At 51.7% G+C, this 19,825-nt stretch carries 11 protein-coding genes and 1 rRNA gene; 10 read left to right on the top strand and 2 right to left on the bottom strand.

From position 1 onward, the window contains the following. The first annotated feature begins 50 nt into the window (after nt 1-50). Nucleotides 51-2,936 (top strand): excinuclease ABC subunit UvrA, encoded by a 2,886-nt coding sequence (gene uvrA, locus AC6ESO_RS22525; protein ID WP_494819263.1) that lies wholly within the window; start codon nt 51-53, stop codon nt 2,934-2,936. Nucleotides 2,937-3,099: 163 nt separating this feature from the next. Here the strand turns inward: uvrA and AC6ESO_RS22520 are convergent, their stop codons facing one another. Then, the gene (locus tag AC6ESO_RS22520) at nt 3,100-4,710 is read right to left on the bottom strand and encodes a nitrite/sulfite reductase (protein WP_497093370.1); all 1,611 of its coding nucleotides are present in this window, start codon (nt 4,708-4,710) and stop codon (nt 3,100-3,102) included. Nucleotides 4,711-5,057: 347 nt separating this feature from the next. Between AC6ESO_RS22520 and AC6ESO_RS22515 the strand changes: the two genes are divergently transcribed. Further along, nucleotides 5,058-5,273 carry a hypothetical protein gene (locus AC6ESO_RS22515; protein ID WP_494819261.1) on the top strand — a complete coding sequence of 72 codons (216 nt, stop codon included), beginning with the start codon at nt 5,058-5,060 and terminating at the stop codon, nt 5,271-5,273. Between the two features lie 157 nt (nt 5,274-5,430). Here AC6ESO_RS22515 and AC6ESO_RS22510 read toward each other — a convergent pair whose 3' ends face one another. After that, complete coding sequence (locus tag AC6ESO_RS22510; RefSeq protein ID WP_497093369.1) at nt 5,431-6,399, bottom strand: sugar phosphate isomerase/epimerase family protein; 969 nt, start codon at nt 6,397-6,399, stop codon at nt 5,431-5,433. Nucleotides 6,400-6,756: 357 nt separating this feature from the next. Between AC6ESO_RS22510 and AC6ESO_RS22505 the strand changes: the two genes are divergently transcribed. The 8 genes from AC6ESO_RS22505 to AC6ESO_RS22470 all read left to right on the top strand — a co-directional run. Next, a complete protein-coding gene (locus AC6ESO_RS22505; RefSeq protein ID WP_497093368.1) occupies nt 6,757-9,306 on the top strand; it encodes a U32 family peptidase in 2,550 nt (849 codons plus the stop codon). A 215-nt stretch (nt 9,307-9,521) separates the two neighbouring features. Beyond that, the gene (locus tag AC6ESO_RS22500) at nt 9,522-11,360 is read left to right on the top strand and encodes an AfsR/SARP family transcriptional regulator (protein WP_497093367.1); all 1,839 of its coding nucleotides are present in this window, start codon (nt 9,522-9,524) and stop codon (nt 11,358-11,360) included. After that, a complete protein-coding gene (locus AC6ESO_RS22495) occupies nt 11,351-13,525 on the top strand; it encodes an ATP-binding SpoIIE family protein phosphatase (RefSeq protein WP_497093366.1) in 2,175 nt (724 codons plus the stop codon). The genes AC6ESO_RS22500 and AC6ESO_RS22495 overlap by 10 nt, the downstream gene beginning before the upstream one ends. Before the next feature lie 30 nt (nt 13,526-13,555). Continuing rightward, a complete protein-coding gene (locus AC6ESO_RS22490) occupies nt 13,556-13,924 on the top strand; it encodes an STAS domain-containing protein (RefSeq protein WP_091225055.1) in 369 nt (122 codons plus the stop codon). A gap of 12 nt (nt 13,925-13,936) precedes the next feature. After that, complete coding sequence (gene pcrB, locus AC6ESO_RS22485) at nt 13,937-14,683, top strand: heptaprenylglyceryl phosphate synthase (RefSeq protein WP_497093365.1); 747 nt, start codon at nt 13,937-13,939, stop codon at nt 14,681-14,683. A gap of 179 nt (nt 14,684-14,862) precedes the next feature. Then, nucleotides 14,863-17,244 (top strand): DNA helicase PcrA, encoded by a 2,382-nt coding sequence (pcrA, locus tag AC6ESO_RS22480; protein WP_497093364.1) that lies wholly within the window; start codon nt 14,863-14,865, stop codon nt 17,242-17,244. Between the two features lie 29 nt (nt 17,245-17,273). Next, nucleotides 17,274-19,316, top strand: a complete 2,043-nt coding sequence (ligA, locus tag AC6ESO_RS22475) for an NAD-dependent DNA ligase LigA (protein ID WP_497093363.1) — start codon at nt 17,274-17,276, stop codon at nt 19,314-19,316. A 401-nt stretch (nt 19,317-19,717) separates the two neighbouring features. Then, nucleotides 19,718-19,825, top strand: a 16S ribosomal RNA gene (locus AC6ESO_RS22470); the annotation flags it as partial.

Genomic DNA, 19,825 nt, shown 5'->3' with positions numbered 1-19,825 from the left:
GCTTACGAAGTCGAATATAGTTCGTGCTATATTCTTAGGAGGATTAAACAGTGGCCAGTGATTCCATCGTAATTAAAGGGGCGAGAGCCCATAATTTGAAGAATATCGACGTGACGATTCCACGCGATAAATTTGTTGTGTTGACCGGGCTCAGCGGCTCCGGCAAATCCTCGTTGGCGTTTGATACGATCTATGCCGAAGGCCAGCGCCGATACGTCGAATCGCTGTCTGCCTATGCCCGTCAGTTTCTCGGACAAATGGAGAAGCCGGATGTGGATTCCATCGAAGGGCTTTCGCCGGCGATCTCTATCGATCAGAAGACAACGAGCCGCAACCCGCGTTCGACAGTCGGAACGGTAACGGAGATCTATGACTATTTGCGTCTCTTGTTTGCGCGTGTGGGGAAACCGCATTGCCCGGACCACGGGATCGAAATTACTTCCCAGACGGTAGAGCAGATGGTTGACCGGATTATGGAATACCCAGAGCGGACGAAGCTGCAAATTATGGCGCCTATCGTCTCCGGACGGAAGGGCGAGCATTCCAAGCTGCTGGCTGATGTGCAGAAGCAAGGTTTTGTTCGTGTGCGCGTCAACGGCGAGCTTCGCGAACTAAGCGAGAAGATCGAGCTGGAGAAGAACAAGAAGCATAATATCGAAGTCGTGGTTGACCGGATCGTCGTCAAGAGCGATATCCAGAGCCGTCTTGCCGACTCGCTCGAGACAGCAACGAAGCTGTCGGGCGGTCAAGTGCTTGTTGATGTTATGGAGAAAGAAGAGCTGTTGTTCAGCTCCAATCTGGCATGCCCGGTTTGCGGGTTTAGCATTGATGAGCTGGCACCTCGGATGTTCTCGTTTAACAGTCCATACGGCGCTTGCCCGGATTGTGACGGACTAGGTGCCAAAATGATCGTGGATCCGGATCTACTTGTTCCGGATGCGAGCAAATCGATCGAAGAAGGCGCCTTCGAAGCATGGGCTGGCAGCACATCGAACTATTACCCGCAATTCCTTGAAGCCGTATGTGTGCACTTCGGTATTCCACGGGATGTACCTGTAAGTGAACTATCGGCAGATCATATGAAGAAGCTATTGAACGGGACAGGCGGAGAACGAGTACGGTTCCGTTATGAGAATGATTTCGGGCATTCCAAGGAAGCGCTCGTGCCATTCGAAGGGATTATCAACAATTTGGAGCGCCGTTATCGGGATACGGGTTCTGACGGCATCCGTGAACATATCGAACAATACATGAGCGCTAAGCCATGTGCAGGCTGCAAAGGCCATCGTCTACGCAAAGAAAGTCTTGCCGTAACGATCGGCAGCCAAAATATTTCCCATGTGACTTCGCTCTCCATCGGTGATGCGGATCGTTTCTTCAACGCGCTTGAGCTGACAGAGAAAGAGAAGCTGATTGCGAACCTTATCTTGAAAGAAATCAACAGCCGCCTTGGTTTCCTAGTTAATGTCGGACTTGAATATTTGTCGCTCAACCGTGCTGCTGGTACGCTCTCCGGTGGTGAGGCGCAGCGTATTCGATTGGCTACGCAGATCGGTTCGAGTCTGATGGGCGTGCTCTATATCTTGGATGAGCCTAGTATCGGGCTGCACCAGCGCGACAACGATAAGCTTATCCAGACGTTAGAGCATATGCGTGATCTGGGTAATACGCTTATCGTCGTAGAGCATGATGAGGATACGATGCTGGCATCCGACTACATCATCGATATTGGACCGGGTGCCGGGATCCATGGCGGACAAGTGGTCTCGATGGGAACGCCGGAAGAGGTGATGGCGGACGAGCAATCACTGACCGGCGCGTATCTGAGCGGCCGTAAGTTCATTCCGGTTCCGCTGAGTCGCCGTGCCACTAGCGACAAGTGGCTGGAAGTAAGAGGCGCGAAGGAGAACAATCTTCGCGGTGTGAATGCGAAGTTCCCACTAGGTGTCTTTACCGCAGTAACAGGCGTTTCCGGTTCCGGTAAATCGACGCTTGTTAATGAAATTCTCTATAAGACGCTCGCTCGTGATCTTAACAAAGCGAAGGTTCGGCCAGGTGAGCATAAGGAGATCCGAGGGCTTGAGCATATCGAGAAGGTTATCGATATCGATCAATCGCCGATCGGCCGTACGCCGCGTTCGAACCCCGCTACGTATACCGGCGTGTTTGATGATATTCGGGATCTATACGCATCGACGAATGAAGCGAAGGTACGCGGCTATAAGAAAGGCCGTTTCAGCTTTAACGTCAAAGGCGGCCGCTGTGAATCCTGCCGCGGAGATGGCATCATCAAGATTGAGATGCACTTCCTTCCCGACGTTTATGTGCCTTGCGAGATTTGCAAAGGCAAACGGTACAATCGGGAAACGCTCGATGTGAAGTATAAAGGCAAGAGCATCGCGGAACTGCTGGAGATGACGATTGAGAATGCCACCGAGTTCTTCCGTAATGTGCCTCGTATCCACCGGAAACTGCAGACGCTGCTTGATGTTGGTCTAGGCTACATGAACTTGGGTCAACCGGCAACGACACTCTCCGGTGGCGAAGCACAGCGCGTGAAGCTTGCAGCCGAGCTGTATCGCCGCAGCACAGGCAAGATGCTCTATATCCTCGATGAGCCGACAACCGGTCTGCACGTTGATGATATCGATCGATTGTTAGTCGTCTTGCACCGTCTGGTTGACTCGGGCGAGTCGGTTCTCGTTATCGAGCACAATCTCGACGTCATTAAGACGGCCGATTACCTGCTGGATCTAGGTCCGGAGGGCGGCAATGGCGGAGGTGCCATCGTAGCAACAGGTACGCCGGAGGAAGTGGTTAAAGTTGCGGGCTCGTATACAGGCCGCTACTTGAAGCCGATCCTGGAACGTGACCGTGAGCGGACGATTGCACAGCAGCGAGAAGTTCAAAGCGTTGCTGCCGGCATTGAAGAATAACGTTTAAGCCACAAACAATACATCAAAGCCCCTAAACTCTACAAAGGCAGCCCCAGCTGAATGGAACTGGGCAGCAGTTCTCCAATGTAAGCCTTAGGGGCTTTCCGAATAACACAGAACACAAAATAACGGCCCGAAGGATGATCCTTCGGGCCGTTAATCATTAGCTTGCCAAAATAGCAGTTAGTTTCTCTTGGAAGGCCGGAACGCCAACACGTTTCACGAAGTTGTGGAACGTTTCGCCGGACTCGCGATTTTCTTTGTAGAACAGCAGCAGCTGTGCAAGCACGCCGCCTAGGTCATCGCCTTTAACGCGGCCTTTCAGCGATTCGTTAAATTTAGCGCCTGGTCCAAGAATACCGCCAACGGCGATATCGAATGCATCGACCATGCCTTCAGGCGTTTTCACAAGTGCACCTTGGAGACCGATGTCGGCAATGTGCTTCTGACCGCAAGCATTCGGACAGCCGATGAAGTGAATGCGGATTTTCTCATCCAGCTCTACGTGTTCATCCAGGAACTGAGCAACGCGGCGTGCGCGTTCTTTCGTTTCTACAACAGCCAGGTTACAGAACTCGTTACCTGTGCAAGAAACGGTACGGCTCATGAACGGCTTCGCATTAGGGGAGAGACGTTTCAGAACAGGCAGTTGAAGCGCGGCTTCCACTTTATCGTCCGGAATACCGGCTAACATAATGTTTTGCGACATCGTAGTACGGATTGTACCGTCGCCGAATTCGTCAGCAGCGTCAGCAAGCTGTTCCAGCTCATCGGAGTTCGTCCGACCTACAGGTACATTCAGACCGATGAAGTTCAGTCCTTCTTGCTTCTGAGGGAATACGCCATCATAGTACACGGCATTCCAGCCTACAATTTTGCTCTCGCCTGCAGTTGGCATTTCACCGATAATCTCGATGAGCTTCTCTTGGAACTTCTCAGGGCCCCAATCCGCCATGAGGAACTTCAAACGAGCTTGGTGACGCTTCTCGCGGTATCCGAAGTCACGGAAGATCGTTGTAACGCCAATCGAAACCTTAAGCACGTCCTCGGGACGAACGAACATATCGAGCTCTTTCGCAAGATGAGGCTTTGCGGACAAGCCGCCGCCAACATACACATGGAAGCCGATGACTTCTTCGCCGTCGATCACCTTAGTTGCTGGCGTGAAAGCAATATCATTAATCTCTGCATGCGCATTGTTATAGATGTTAGAAGAAATGGACATTTTATATTTGCGAGGCAAATTGGAAAAATCACGGTTCATCAGGTAAAAATCATTTACCTGCTCAACAAGCTCACGCGTATCCATCAGCTCATCGCGGTCGATACCGGCAAGCGGGTTACCGACGATTGTACGCGGGCAGTCGCCGCAAGCTTCGTAGGAGTACAAGCCTACTGCTTCCAGACGGTTGAAGATGTCCGGCAGATCCTCGACTTTAAGCCAGTGATATTGAATCGCTTGACGAGTCGTTACATCAATAAGATCACGACCGTAATCGCGGCCAATGGAAGCAATTGCACGTGCTTGTGCGGATGTAAGAATACCGGTGTTGATCCGGATACGCATCATGAAGTAGCCTTCACGGGGCTTCTGCTCGTAAACGCCAGCCCATTTGAAACGGTTCATATCGTCTTCGGGAATGGAAGCATATCCTTCCTTCGAATACTTGTCGATGATGGTACGAATTACATCCAGACCGTCTTTTTCCATTTTAATAAACTCAAATTTATTTAATTTGGAAGGGTCATTCATCCATACGGCTTCATATGCCATTGCTTCGTTCCTCCTAGGAATGTTATGCTCGGTTTGCTCTGCTCTAAAGGGTTCGAAAATCCGACGATTTCCGTATGAAATTACTATTATGAATGGTAACATAATTCAAACCATGCGACAATGAGAAGGAATGGGTCATCTATAAGGATTACTTATAAAAGATGAAGACTCTGATTATAATGAATGCGCCTTCGTCAAAATGGGAGAAAGAATAGGGCTTCGCGATCCTTTGCTTCTATGAATGGTGACAAACTTGTTACGATTCTCGTTTGTGGCTTGCATCGAGCTCGTGATGAGGCTAACATAACTAATATAGGCTACGTGCGAAAATAAGGAGGTCTTCACCAATGTTTCTTGCTGAGAATGCAGCAAATACACTTGCAAAGTTCGATCCCATGGATATTATGATGCTTTTGTTTACAATCGTTATTTTTATCGGCTGGGTGCGGTTGCTCATGGCTCGTCCGAAGAAGAACGTTTTTGCAATCGGATTTACAACGGTATCGTTGCTCGTGTTTCTGTTCGCGAACTACGTTATGATCTTCAAAGTCTGGCTGCAGTAATTTATACAGCCTGTGCCGATATAAGCCGCTCCGGTTCTTGCGCATATGCAAGAAGGCCGGGCGGCTTTTTTTGTGCTGCCATGATACTCAGGCTCACCGCAATACCAACGCAACAAAAAACTCCGGCCCATACAGGCCGGAGTTTCTTATAGGAAGATTAAACCCACCACATCTCGCCAAGCGGCTCTTTGATGAGGATGGATTGCAGGTTTTGAACAGCTTTCGTGAAACCTTCGTCTACGGACATCAGGCCGTCTTCGTGCTCGATGCTGACAACATAGTCGTAGCCAACAAGACGAAGTGCGCTGATGATATCGGCCCAAATTTTCATATCGTGGCCGTAACCAACAGTGCGGAACTGCCAAGCGCGGTCAAGCATCAATGCATAAGACTGCATGTCCGTTACGCCGTGCTTGTTCACGTTGTTCGTGTCAATCGTTGTATCTTTCGCATGGAAGTGGTGAATCGCGCCAGCGCGTCCAAGAATATGGATCGCTTGAACCGGATCGATTCCTTGCCACCACATGTGGCTAGGGTCAAGGTTAGCGCCGATTGCATCGCCGCAAGCCTCACGAAGGCGAAGCAGTGTTGCAGGGCTGTGTACGGAGAAACCGCCGTGCAGCTCCAGGCCGATTTTGACATTGTTTTCTGTAGCAAGCTTAGCAATCTCGCTCCAGTAAGGAATAACTTTCTCTTCCCATTGCCATTTCAAGATATCTTGGAAATCGTTCGGCCATGGTGCAACCGGCCAGTTCGGGTACTTCGCATCCTCATGGTCGCCAGGGCAACCGGAGAATGTGTTTACAACAGGTACGCCAAGCTTGTTGGCAAGTACGATCGTTTTGCGGATGATCGCATCGTGCTCGCTGGAGATCGCTTTTTGCGGGTGCAGCGGGTTAGCGTGGCAGCTAAGCGCGCTGATCGTCAAACCGCGGGACGCAATAGCATCTTTGAATGCTTTGAGTTTGCTTTCGTCAGCAAGCAGGGTGTCAGGATCGCAGTGCGCGTTGCCTGGGTAGCCGCCGGTTCCGATTTCAATAGCATCCAAGCCTTTAGATGCAATGTAATCCAAAGCATCTTCAAATGATTTCTGTGCGAATAGGACAGAGAATACGCCGAGTTTCATACGTGTATAGTTACCTCCCAAATGGATATGTATTGCGAATGGCCTTTCTTATTATAGCATGGGCAGAAGACAAGGTTAAGATTCAACGTCTCCAATGCCAAAAAAGCATAGTAAGTGGACAAATACTGACTCCTAAAGATTAGCATTCCCATGGGAGCAATCGCAGCAAGATCGAGGAAGTTATTAACTCCTTCGCATTCAAAAATTAAAGAGTCGTACTCGACAAGCGTAGCTCTCTACCGGAAATATTTCGGAAGGGAACGGCTGATACGTAGGCCGGTCGCTTTTGTTTAGGCGAAAGCTCTGGTACACTTAAAACAAATAAGTGATTGATAGATAAGGATGGCGGAAGTCAAGATGGTAATGATGAAGCGGCAAGATGTCGAACTGCTGGCACCGGCCGGCGATTGGGATTGTATGAGGGCAGCTGTGGCAAATGGAGCCGACGCTGTTTTTTTTGGTGTAGAGAAATTCAATGCACGGGCGCGGGCGAACAATTTTCATACGGACGAGCTTCCGGAAATTATGGCTTTCCTGCACAGCTATGGCGTTAAAGGATTTCTGACCTTTAATATATTGGTGTTTGAAGAAGAGTTGAATAGTGCGAAGCAGCTGATCGAAGCTTGTATCGATGCAGGTGTAGACGCGGTAATCGTACAGGATCTCGGCCTGGTGAAGCTCATTAGAGAGCTGTCGCCGGATTTCCCGATTCATGGCTCGACGCAGATGACGATTACGTCTCCGGAAGCGGTAGAGTTCACGAAGCCGTTCGATATCGAACGTGTCGTACTTGGCCGGGAGAATAATTTAAAACAAATCAAGACAATCGGCGAGCAAGCGAAACTTCCGATGGAAGTGTTTGTTCACGGAGCTCTCTGTGTATCGTACTCCGGTCAATGTTTGACCTCGGAGATGTGGGGCGGCCGTTCGGCCAACCGCGGCGAATGCGCGCAAGCCTGCCGGCTTCCGTACGATCTGATGGTAGATGGGGAGCAGAAGCCGATGGGCGATGTTACGTACCTGCTTTCGCCGAAGGATCTCGCAGCTGTTGAACTTGTGCCGGAATTGATCGAGGCGGGCGTGACTTCCTTTAAAATCGAAGGTCGTCTCAAAAGCCCTGAATATGTAGCCAACGTGGTGAGCAAATACCGCAAGGCGATTGATAAATATTTCGATGGGGATCGCTCTGCCCCTTCGAAGGAAGATATCCGCGAGCTGCAGCAGAGCTTCTCGCGCGGGTTTACACATGGCTTCTTAACCGGCACCAACAATAAGAAGCTCGTGGAAGGTACATTCCCGAAAAGCCGCGGCGTCTATCTGGGACGCGTGGAGCGGGTGCTTCGCGATGCGGTTGTCTGCCGGATCGAAGCGCCGCTTAAACGCGGCGACGGGATTGTCTTCGACGCCGGGGATCCGACGAAGAAGGAAGAAGGCGGCCGGGTCTACGATTTGCGCAGACAAGGCACGAAGTTCGAAGGCGAAGCACAAGAGGGTACCGTGATTGAATTGGTGCCGGGGCGTAACGATATCGACCTGCGCAAGGTTCATGTAGGTGATCGGGTTTGGAAAACAAACGACCCTGCGCTGGACAAACGTCTTCGTGCTTCATATGAAACCGAGAAGCCTTACCGCGTATTCCCGCTGCATGTCAAAGTAACCGGCGGGCTTGGACAGCCGCTTCGCACATGGTGGACCGATGTCGAGAAGGGCAATACGGTCGAGATTGCCTCCGAGCTTCTGCTGGAGCATGCGGAGAAACGTCCGATGGACCAAGCGCTGCTCGAGGAGCAGCTGGGCCGCCTTGGCGGCACGGTGTATCAGCTCGAATCGCTTGAGGTCGACCTGCAAGGCGACCTCATCGTGCCGATGCGCGAGCTGAACCGGATGCGCCGCGAAGCGGCCGAGGCTTTGGCGGGCGAACGGCCGAAGCCGCCCGTGTATGTGAAGCGTCCCGTCGAGGTTTACGACGACGTGCGCAGACGCGGCGAAGCCGCTGGCACAGGCAGCGCCGGTGGCGAGCTTGCGGCCGCGGGCCGCGGCGCTGGGGCACAGCTGACGGTGCTCTGCCGCAGCTTGCCGCAGCTAGAAGCTGCGGTGCGTTCCGAGAAAGTCGGCATGGTTTATGCCGATTTCGAGTTCATCAAGCAGCTTCCCGCTGCGATGGAGCTTGCGCGGAGCGCGGGCAAGCCGATTGGGCTGGTGACGCCGCGGATTCATATGCCGAACGAGAACGGCTACCATGCGAATATTTTGAAGCTGAAGCCTGATGCCGTACTGGTACGGAATACAGGTGCGCTGTATTACTATTTGCGGGCACGCGCTTCCAAGCCCAATGAGCCGTTCCCAACGTTGATCGGGGACTTCTCGCTGAATATAGCGAATCATAAAGCGGCTGATCTGTTCTTCGATGCCGGCTGCAGCCTGGTTACACCGTCATATGACTTGAACGTACAACAGATGTTCGATTTGCTTCGCAATAGCGATACGTCGCGCATGGAAGTTGTCATTCATCAGCATTTGCCGATGTTCCACACGGAGCACTGCGTATATTGTACGTTCCTGAGCGAAGGCACGGACTTCACGAACTGCGGCAGACCATGTGAAGACCGCCGCGTGTCGCTGCAAGACCGAATCGGTATGTCTCACCCGGTTCGCGTCGATGAAGGCTGCCGGAATACGGTTTATAACGCCATCGAGCAGTCGGGCGCGGAATATATGAAACAATTTGGTGATCTGGGTGTAGCTTCTTTCCGGATTGAGTTCCTGGAAGAGACTGCCGATAAAGTAGATGAGGTCATCGAGCTGTACAGCGATGCAATCGCCGGCCGAATTGGCGGTACGCAAGTGTGGCGCAGTTTGAAAGCCATTAATCAACTCGGGGTCACAAGAGGCCAGCTGGTAAAATAATACGTAGAGGGGCAGCTTTGGCGGCCCCTCTTTTCTTATATAGTCTTTATTTCCTATTCTCCCCTTACAAATTTCTTTCAATTTCGACAGTCAGGGAGGTTTTCGGGATTGGGGGGCGAATAGTAGCATTAATTCATGTTGTATATATTTCGAGCCGGCAAGTCATGCTTACCTGCCGGGAGTCGAGAATAAGATAGGCTTGGTGAGGATAACCAATGAAGCAACCTAACAAGGTGAAGACCAACCAGGACGGTTGGCAAATGGAAGTATTGAAGGTCGAACGGACGATTCTGGACGGCCAAATGCCCGCTATTACGCAATTGCTTGCCATTCCGGCCGATATAAGACTGAAGTCGCCGCTGCTGCTTCGTGCCGAATGTGAGGATGGCCTGCTTAGCGGACGGTTAATCGAAACGAAGCAAAGGCTGGAAGCGGCACTTCGAGGTTTTGCCGCGCAAGCGGATGATTCCTCGATGCTGACGATGATGGCGATGCTGGGTCTATTGTATGAGCAGGTAGGAGATAAGCAGGAGTCGAAGCCTGTAATGGCACTGCTGGCACAGGAGTGGGAGCGTAATCCGGAGCACTGCAGCGGTTTTGTGCCATGGGCGCTGGCCCGCGCAGCAGCCAATGGAGCCGCTCAATATGAAATGGCGCAGGGGCTCTTTATTATGGCCGCTGAACGTTTTAGAGAAGAAGGCAAGCCGCTATGGATGGGGTTTGTTTTGCTCGATCGGCTGTTGTTTGATCCGCTAGAGAAAGAGCATCCCGATTGGCAGCTATGGCTGCACTGGCTCAAGCGTCATATGGCTAACAACCCTGCAGGCACGGTGCTGGTTCATTTGCTGACAAGCAAAGAGCCTGATGAGGAGATGTGTGCGAGGCTTCCGGAACGGTTCGCTTATTTGAGCAAAGCAATTCTCATGCAGCAGCCGGATGAGGAGCTTCCTGCCGATCTGACAGCGGATATTGAAAGCACGATTTTTGCCAGTGGCGCTCGAATGAAACGACTTCTCCAAGAGGGGCAGCTTACTCTGGCTGAACAATTTTTTCCGAAGCTGGATCGGCTGCGGAAACTGGTCTCCACGCCGGCGATAGACCGGATTGCAATGGAGATCAAGCAAACGATGGCGGAACTGGCGAATGTGGAAGCGCACACGATTACGTTCTTTGCCCAAGAGCAAATTATACAGCAGCAATTATCCGAGTTGGACCAGCAATCTGGGTCCGGCCCGATGAATAGAGAAGAAACGCAGCTAGATGCTGAGCCTGATGCTGCACACGATAATGAAGAGGCTGTTGAAACCATGGCAGCGAAATGGCGAGTACAGCTCATTGACGGGATCAGCTTCAGTACGCCTGAAGGCAAATTGGCCGAACCGATATGGAAACGGCGGAAAGCCGGAGAATTATTCGTGTATCTATTGCTTCAACCGGGCTACAAGGCGAACAGAGAGCAGGTCATTGAACGGGTTTTCGGTGAAGGCGATCCGGCTAAACGTTCTAATCAGCTCTATGTTACCCTTCATGACTTGCGTTCCTCGTTACGAGAGCTTGGCATGCCGGAGGATCTTGTCTATGCCAAACGAGGTGTTGTCGGCATCTCGGAGGTCACTTTTGAAGCGATCGATGTGGAGAGTTATCTGACGCTGTCACGTGTTGGCGATCAGCTCTGGATGGATGACCGCGAAGAAGCCTGCCGCTTATACGACAAGGCGCTGCCTCTCTATGGTCTGCTCGGTACGGAGCTTCCGTATGCGGAGTGGCTGGAGCGAGTCAGGGAACAGCTCTTGGATCGGCAGACGAATATGATTAAGCGAATTGCCGGCTACTACAGTGAGTTGCATGATGAGGCCAGAGTGGAGCAGAGTTTAGCGGAATGGATTGCTCTGCGGCCTGACCAGGAAGAAGCCTACGAGGCGATGATCAGATTATGCTTACGCGGAGATCGGAGAATCGAAGCGATTGGCTGGTATCGCCGCCTAGAGCGTGTTTGCAAAGAGGAACTGGGCAGTGAACCGCTCGAAGAGGTTAGGAACCTGCTATGGAATTGACGACGAGACCGAGCAAGAATCGGCCATCCAATGGGGGACGCTCGCTGATTAACCGGTTATTGATCATCTATGTCATTGCACTGGTGCTCAGTTTAATGATTTTGCGTGCGGAAACCATGCTGGTTGCGCACTTTGAGGCCATGTTCCCTTTTCCGTTTATCGTGAACGTGCTCGGGGCTGTCATGCTTGCCGTCGTTCTTGTTTGTGCATCGGCGTGGCGGCTGCAGCCGGTCATAAAGGAGCTCCAGGAAGAAGAGTCGTCCGCTTCGAAGGGAATACGCCGCGACAACGGTCTGACGAATATCGCACTCATCCGTTTGTATCGTATGCCATATGAGCTTCTGGTCAGCGTGCTGCTGGTCGGTCTGCTGATCTCAGCAAGCTTTCATTTGGCGGATATCATCCAGGTGTGGAATGATGAAGAGAACGGGTATTCCTTCGATTGGCTTCAGTTGACCGGCATTATGGCGGGCGAGCAAAGCCTTATTATGACGGTGGCACTCGTTCTCTTCACCTCGGTGCGGCGACTGTTTCGTCCGTATATGATGAAGCTGCAGCCGCTTTCCGGCAACTTTGACGGGCGAGCTTCCGTTTCGCAACCGCTTGTTATTACGTATACATGCACTTTCCTAGTGACCATTCTGAGTTTGTTTCAGCTGGCGATCGTGACCGCGAGACCGCATGAATCGATGGAACCCTACAAATTCGGATTGATCGCTTTATTTTATTTTCTTATTGGGTTAAGTTTGTTCAGCTATGTGACGATGCAATTTAGACAGGAGCTTCGCGGTCTCATAAGGGATATCCGGGGACTGGTTGGCGGCAATGATATTCGGCATGCCAATGCAACGTCTGTTGTTCATGACGAAGCCGGAGAGCTTGCGGTGGCATACAGCGAGCTGCAAAATCGGATTAATCGGGAATATGAATCGCTGGAGCGGGAATTGAAAATGGCTTACAATGTGCAACAGAAGCTGCTTCCGCCCGGGAATTTGACGATTGGCGCCTATCACATTACAGCACGCTGTCAGTCATACCGAGAGGTCGGCGGGGATTTCTTCGACGTCGTGTCGCTTGGCCCTAGCCGGTTTGCGGTAATGATTGGCGATGTGTCAGGCAAAGGATTGCCTGCGGCACTCATTATGTCGGCGCAGCTGCTCGTGTTCCGCTCTGAAATCCGAAGAAACGGCAGCCCTTCGGAGGTGCTTGCGCGGATGAACCGGCAGCTGTGCGAAGCGATGGGGGAAGAAGGCTGTGTTTCCATCGGTGTAGGCGTCATAGATTTAACTAATAATAAGTTACAATATGCCAGTGCAGGACATCTATCGCCATATATCATTGCCAAAGACGGGCAGTTCACCGCCATTGATTGCAGTTCACTTCCGATTGGAATCGACCCTGAGGCAATCTACGAGGAGAAGGATTTGCAGTTGAAGGATGGAGACCGCTTCCTGTTATATACGGATGGACTAATTGAGGCTATCGATCGAACAGGCAAAATGTACAGCTTCGAAGGACTGGAAGCGGAGATTGCCACCTGGTCAGAGGGCGATTTGTCTGCCGTTGTGGATGAGTGGCTCTCTCGTGTCGATCAGGCATGCGGTCCGGGGCAAGACGATCGTACCGTAGTAGTGCTGGAGCTGGTGGGTGAATATCGCAGTGCGCTGGATAAACTGGATCTACCGCGAGGCGAATACAGTGATGTAGCGGCCGCGTTCGATAATCCGTTTATGACGCGCGAGTGGTCCTTGCGCAGTAAGCTCGGCGAAGAGCGAATTATCGCCTTGAAGCTGGGTGACTGGATTCAAGAGAGATGGCCGGAATCCGGAATTAAAGAGGATGTCCAGAGTGCCGTGTGCGAAGCGATGATTAATGCGATTGAACATGGCAATAAGCTGCAGCCGAATACTTACGTTACCGTCATCGCCCAAATCGGCGGCATGCTGTCCGTTTGCCGCATTTATGATGAAGGCGGCGGCTATTATCCAAGGCTCTCCCGCGATGAAGCGGAGATGCGCAAGAAGCTGGAATCCGAGGACCCGAGAGGCTGGGGACTGGTTATGATTGATTCCTTGGCCGATTACTGGACGACAGGCCGAGACGAGCGTGGATTTTATACGGAGCTTTATTTTATGAGAAAATTACAGACGGCTTCTGGCGGATAACTGATGACCTGGACAAGGGGGCTTGAGAAGATGAGCGAACAACCATTGCAAATTGAAACGCGGAAATTCCCAAGCGGAATGGTACTGAAGCTGGAAGGCGATTTAAGCAAAGCAGCCGAGGGCAAACTGATCGCGGGCTTTGAGCAAGAATCGGAGCTCGGCCGAAGCATTCGGTTTCTGGCGCTGGATCTAACGAAAGTCGATTATATTAACAGCGGCGGGATGGCGGTGCTGATCCGGCTCGCTCGGATGGGCAGCAAAGCAGGTGTACATACTTTCGCATGGGGCATAACGCCCCATTACGAGAAGCTGTTCCGCATGGTAGGATTAACGGAGTTTATGATGATTTATCCCAATGAGTTTGCCGTTATGCAGCGAATTGAGGCGCTTGAGCTGTAAGCTGGCTTGAAGATGACAGGATATCAAGATTGGGCGGAGGGCAACATGGAACTGCAATCGGCAATTTATAAAGAATGGCGGCATGTATTTAAGCTCGATCCGGAACGTGAAATCAGCGATGAGCGGCTCGATGCCATCTGCATGTCCGGAACCGACGCTATCATCGTCGGCGGATCAAGCGGTGTTACCTTTGACAATACCGTCGATCTGATGTCGCGCATTCGCAGGTATGAGGTGCCTTGTGCGCTTGAGGTGTCGAATGAAGAGGCCGCAGTGCCGGGATTTGACCATTATTTCATTCCGCTTGTGCTGAATACCGATAAGGCAGAGTGGCTCGCAGGCAGGCAAATACAGGCGTTGCGTAAATTCGGAGCGTTCATCCCCTGGGAGAACACTTCGGCAGAAGGATACCTGATCTTGAACGAGGAAGCCCTGGCGGCGAAGCTTACGGGGGCTCAGGCAGGGCTTGACTCTGAGACGGTAGCTGCTCATATTTATATGGCGGATCGGCTAATGCATTTGCCGGTGATTTATATGGAGTACAGCGGTAAGTTCGGCGACATGGAGCTGGTGAAGCGGGCCTCACGGCTTGTTACGGGGGCAAGGCTGTTCTATGGCGGCGGCATTGATGATGCGGCAAAAGCAAGACAGGCGGCAGAAGCGGCGCATACGATTATCGTTGGCAATGTCATTTATGATGATCTGACCGCGGCTTTGTCCACGGTGGATGCTGTATTATCTACGGATCTGCCCAAGTAAGCAAAGGATAGCAGAAATGAACAAGAACGGCTTCGAAATGAATCGGCTACGTCATTTCGGAGGCCGTTTTTATTTACAGGAAAATGCCTGCAAACGATCGGTTATAATTGACACAGTCCTGGCGGTTGTCTAGACTGAAGTAAGGCGAACAAATGCGAACAAAGGGGTTTATTTTCTCTATGTTAAACGAATTCAGCATCGACCAGGCCGTTCAGAAATTGAACGCGCCTCAGCGTGCAGCTGTGCAAGCAACAGATGGGCCGCTGCTAATCATGGCAGGAGCGGGAAGCGGCAAGACGCGTGTGCTCACGCACCGTATTGCATACTTAATCGAGAAGAAGCGAGTAGCGCCATGGAGCATCTTGGCGATTACCTTTACCAATAAAGCATCACGAGAAATGCAGCAGCGGGTAAGTGCGCTGGTCGGCAATGCCGGTCAAGATATTTGGGTATCGACCTTCCACTCGATGTGCGTGCGTATCTTGCGCAGAGACATTAACCGAATCGGCTTTACGAACAGCTTCTCGATCTTGGATTCCGCAGATCAATTGTCGGTGATCCGTAACTGCATGAAGGATCTGAATATCGACACGAAGAAAGTCGAGCCGAAGAGTGTGCAGGCTGCACTTGGCGGGGCGAAGAATGAACTGATTTCACCGGAGCAATTCGAGCTGAAGATCGGGGATTATTTTGACGGCATCGTGTCTAAGGTGTACACCGCTTACCAGAAGCGGCTGAAGAGCAACAATTCCTTGGACTTCGACGATCTCATCATGAAGACGATCCAATTGTTCAAGGACGAGCCGGATGTTCTTGCTTTCTACCAGAACAAATTCCGTTACATCCATGTCGATGAGTATCAGGATACGAACAGAGCGCAATACATGTTATGCAAAATGTTAGCCGACAAACATCACAATATCTGCGTTGTAGGGGATAGCGACCAATCGATTTATCGTTGGCGTGGCGCGGATATTACAAATATTTTGAACTTTGAGGAAGACTACCCGGAAGCGCAAACGATCATGCTGGAACAGAACTACCGTTCCACTGCGAACATCTTGAACGCGGCCAATGCCGTCATTAAGCTCAACAGCAGCCGGAAGCCGAAGAAGCTGTGGACGGATCAGGGTGAAGGTGAAGCGATCACCGTTTATCAGGCGGATACGGAGCATGACGAAGGGTACTTCGTAACCGGGGCTATTCGCAAACATGTTGGAGGCGGCCGGAAATTCGGCGATCATGCCATCCTGTACCGGACGAATGCACAATCACGGGTAATAGAGGAAACGCTCATTAAATCCGATATTCCTTATCAAATCGTAGGCGGCGTAAAGTTCTATGATCGCAAAGAGATTAAGGATTTGCTCGCATACTTGCGGCTTGTTTCGAATCCGGATGACGACATCTGTTTCCAACGGATTGTGAATGTTCCGAAGCGGGGAATCGGCGATACGACGGTTGCGAAGCTGTTCGACGAAGCGGGCCTGCGCGGGATTTCGGTATTTGCGCTGCTGGAGCAGTTGGACTGGCTTGATCTGACCGGGCGCGCCCGCACGGCGCTTGCGGAATTCCGCGATATTATTGATAACTTAACGCGCATGGTCGAATACCTGTCCGTAACAGAGTTGACGGAGAAGGTATTGGAACTGAGCGGCTACCGTGAGGAGCTGCATCGCGAGAATACACTGGAGTCGAAAGCGCGCCTAGAGAATATCGACGAGTTTCTCTCTGTGACGCAGGACTTTGAGAAGCGTAACGAAGACAAGTCATTGGTTTCATTCCTAACAGACCTTGCCCTTATTGCAGACATCGATTCCATGGATAAAGATGAGCCGGAAGGCGGCGTGAAGGACGCTGTCGTACTGATGACCATGCACAGCGCCAAAGGCCTGGAGTTTCCGATCGTATTCATTATCGGTATGGAGGAAGGTGTATTTCCCCACAGTCGGGCAATGAATGATAACGAGGAGCTGGAAGAGGAGCGCCGTCTTGCCTACGTTGGAATTACACGTGCGGAGAAGCAGCTTTATCTGACCAGCGCGCGGATGCGTACGCTGTTTGGCCGGACGAATGCCAATATGCCATCGCGATTCCTTCGGGAGGTTCCGGATGAGCTGAAGACGGATGCATCTGCAACGGGACGCGGGCGTCCGGCAGGCGGCGGCATCGGATTTGGCTCAGGCAGCCGGGGTACCGGTGGTATTGGAGGAGGGGCATCTGGCGCCGGTGCTTCAGGTTCAACGGGGTTTGGATTCCGCAGCGGCGCGACATCGCCGGCAGCGCGATCAGGCTCTTTATCCGGAGCTGGTAGTAATAGCAGCGGCGTTAGGGTCACTTCGCCAGCGGATGCGGCCCGTGCAGCTTCAGGTGCAGCAGCCGGAGCGGGAGCGGGCGGCGAGTTTGTAGCCGGCGATAAAGTGTCACACGGCAAGTGGGGCATCGGCACGATTGTTTCCGTCCGAGGCACAGGCAATGACAAAGAGCTTCAAATCGCATTCCCTGCCCCGGTAGGACTGAAGAAGCTGCTCGCAAGCTTTGCACCGATCACGAAAGTATAAGTAATTTGAACGAGAGAGGGAGAACGTCTATGACGACTGCGATGGAACCGGGACCTAATACCGAGCCGATGAAGCTTGCGAGAATGCGCGAGCTAATAGACCTCATTGCGGAGCACAATCACAACTATTATACGCTGGATCGGCCGACGATCAGCGACAAACAGTGGGATGAGCTATATGACGAGCTGGTGAGCTTGGAGCAAGAAACAGGCAGCCTGCTTCCGGATTCGCCGACACAGCGCGTAGGCGGCGATATTTTGAAAGGCTTCGAGCCGCATCGTCATCGCGCCCGGCTCTGGAGTCTGGATAAAGCGCAGGACAACGAGGATCTGCTTGCTTGGAATACCCGGGTGAAGAAGGCAATCGCAGACTATAACACCAAGAATCCAAGCGAAACGCCGCTACCTGAGCCTAGTTATGTCATCGAGCTCAAATTTGATGGACTTACGCTTAACTTGACTTACGATCAAGGTAATCTCGTGCAAGCATCGACTCGCGGAAACGGTGTTGTTGGCGAGGGGATTCTGGCGCAAGTGAAGACGATTCGTTCCATACCGCTTACGATTCCTTTCAAAGACGGTCTTATTGAAGTTCAAGGCGAAGGCATTATGAATCTCTCTGTACTCGAAGCTTACAATGTAACGGCCGCTGAGCCGCTTAAGAACGCACGTAATGCAGCTGCAGGCGCGCTTCGCAATCAGAACCCGCGGATTACAGCAGAGCGGAAGCTAAACGCGTTCTTCTATAATATCGGGTTTGCCGAAGGTGTCTCCTTCGAGCAGCATGCAGAGATGATTCAATTCCTGAAGGATAACCGATTTAAGGTTAATCCCTATACGTTGTATTGTACGACGATCGAAGAAGTGCAAGCAGAGCTTGAACGCGTTGCCGAAGGTCGGAGCGAGCATGACTTCCTCATTGACGGTGCAGTCGTGAAGCTGACGGACATGCGGACGCGCGAAGCGCTTGGCTATACCGATAAGTTCCCGCGCTGGGCTGTCGCATTCAAGTTCGAGGCAGAAGAGACGACAACGATCTTGGAGTCTGTTTCCTGGGAAGTGGGCCGTACCGGCAAAATCACACCGGTCGCACGCGTCGAGCCTGTTGATCTCGCGGGCGTTACCGTTCAGAACTGTACGCTCAACAATATCGGCGATATCGAGCGTAAGAATCTGAAATTCGCGCTCGGCACTCACGTAGTGATTCGCCGTTCCAACGACGTCATTCCGGAGATTCTGGGCAAAGCCGACGACGAGCCTGGCGTAGAAATTATAGCGCCTACCGCATGCCCATCCTGCGGAACGCCGCTGGAGCTGCGCGGGGCGCATCTGTTCTGCAACAATAAGCTTGGCTGCAGACCGCAGACGATCGGCCGCATCACGCATTTCTCATCCCGTGATGCGATGGATATCGAATCGTTCAGCATTATGACAGCAGAGCAGTTATTCGATGAATGCGGAGTTCGCGACCCTGCGGATCTCTATTCGTTGACTTACGATCAGTTAATCGGTCTTGATCGCTTCGGTGATCGCAAGGCACGTAAGCTGCTTGAGGCGCTTGAGAAGTCCAAAGATCGCGATCTGGCAGCATTCCTGTTTGCTCTGGGTATTCCGAATACAGGCAAAGCGACGACGAAGATGCTCGCGGACCATTTCGGCAGCTTGAGTGCTGTTCGAGCCGCGACAGTTGAGGAGCTTGTAGGCTTACCGGACGTAGGCGGTATTGTGGCGGAAAGCATCTACACGTACTTTAACGATCCGATTATAGCGGAGAGCTTAGACCGTATGCTGGCGCTTGGCGTTAAAGCAGAAGCGGAGCAGCAAGAGGCTGCACGGACGGATAGCATATTCAGCGGCAAAACCGTCGTGCTTACCGGGACGCTCTCCCTTATGACGCGCGATGAGGCGGCGAAGAAGCTGGAGGCGCTTGGAGCGAAGATCAGCGGAAGCGTATCTAAGAAGACCGACTTCGTTATCGCCGGTGAGAGTGCGGGCAGCAAGCTTACTAAAGCACGCGATCTCGGGGTAACCGTTATCGAGGATGAAGAGGAACTGCTTAAGCTGCTGCAGTAATTGATGCAGTAAATGATTAGGGGCATGAATTCTACGCAGGCCGTAGAGGGCACGCCCCTTTGTCATTTTTTACAAGTTGCAATGGGTTTTCGGATATGTTAAATTATTTCTTGTCGCTTCTGAGACATACGGCAACAACAACATACAGCTTTCGACAGAAAGTAATAAAGTTGTTGACACATGATGACGAAGCTGGTAACATAATCACTTGTCACCACGAAAGTGAGACAAACAAGTTCTTTGAAAACTGAACATATGAATCACGTCAGATTCAACAAAATGTTTTAAATACCGCGAAACTAACGTTTCGCAAAGCTAGTTTTTTGAATGAGCTAACAAGCGAATTCATCTAGTAGAATGCTCCATTCGAAGCTTTGGCTTCGAACGGAAACCAATCTACTTTTATGGAGAGTTTGATCCTGGCTCAGGACGAACGCTGGCGGCGTGCCTAATACATGCAAGTCGAGCGGATCTTACCTTCGGGTAAGGTTAGCGGCGGACGGGTGAGT

It is taken from the genome of Paenibacillus rhizoryzae (assembly GCF_059686995.1).
The sequence above is the reverse complement of the archived record's forward strand: the minus strand, read 5'-3'. Positions and strand labels throughout refer to the sequence as shown.

Bases quoted from the DNA above. Each gene is read 5' to 3' on its own strand.
- AC6ESO_RS22520 (WP_497093370.1), bottom strand. From the start codon at position 4,710: ATGGCATATGAAGCCGTATGGATGAATGACCCTTCCAAATTAAATAAA.
- AC6ESO_RS22515 (WP_494819261.1), top strand. From the start codon at position 5,058: ATGTTTCTTGCTGAGAATGCAGCAAATACACTTGCAAAGTTCGATCCC.
- AC6ESO_RS22510 (WP_497093369.1), bottom strand. From the start codon at position 6,399: ATGAAACTCGGCGTATTCTCTGTCCTATTCGCACAGAAATCATTTGAA.
- AC6ESO_RS22505 (WP_497093368.1), top strand. From the start codon at position 6,757: ATGGTAATGATGAAGCGGCAAGATGTCGAACTGCTGGCACCGGCCGGC.
- AC6ESO_RS22500 (WP_497093367.1), top strand. From the start codon at position 9,522: ATGAAGCAACCTAACAAGGTGAAGACCAACCAGGACGGTTGGCAAATG.
- AC6ESO_RS22495 (WP_497093366.1), top strand. From the start codon at position 11,351: ATGGAATTGACGACGAGACCGAGCAAGAATCGGCCATCCAATGGGGGA.
- AC6ESO_RS22490 (WP_091225055.1), top strand. From the start codon at position 13,556: ATGAGCGAACAACCATTGCAAATTGAAACGCGGAAATTCCCAAGCGGA.
- pcrB (WP_497093365.1), top strand. From the start codon at position 13,937: ATGACAGGATATCAAGATTGGGCGGAGGGCAACATGGAACTGCAATCG.
- pcrA (WP_497093364.1), top strand. From the start codon at position 14,863: ATGTTAAACGAATTCAGCATCGACCAGGCCGTTCAGAAATTGAACGCG.
- ligA (WP_497093363.1), top strand. From the start codon at position 17,274: ATGACGACTGCGATGGAACCGGGACCTAATACCGAGCCGATGAAGCTT.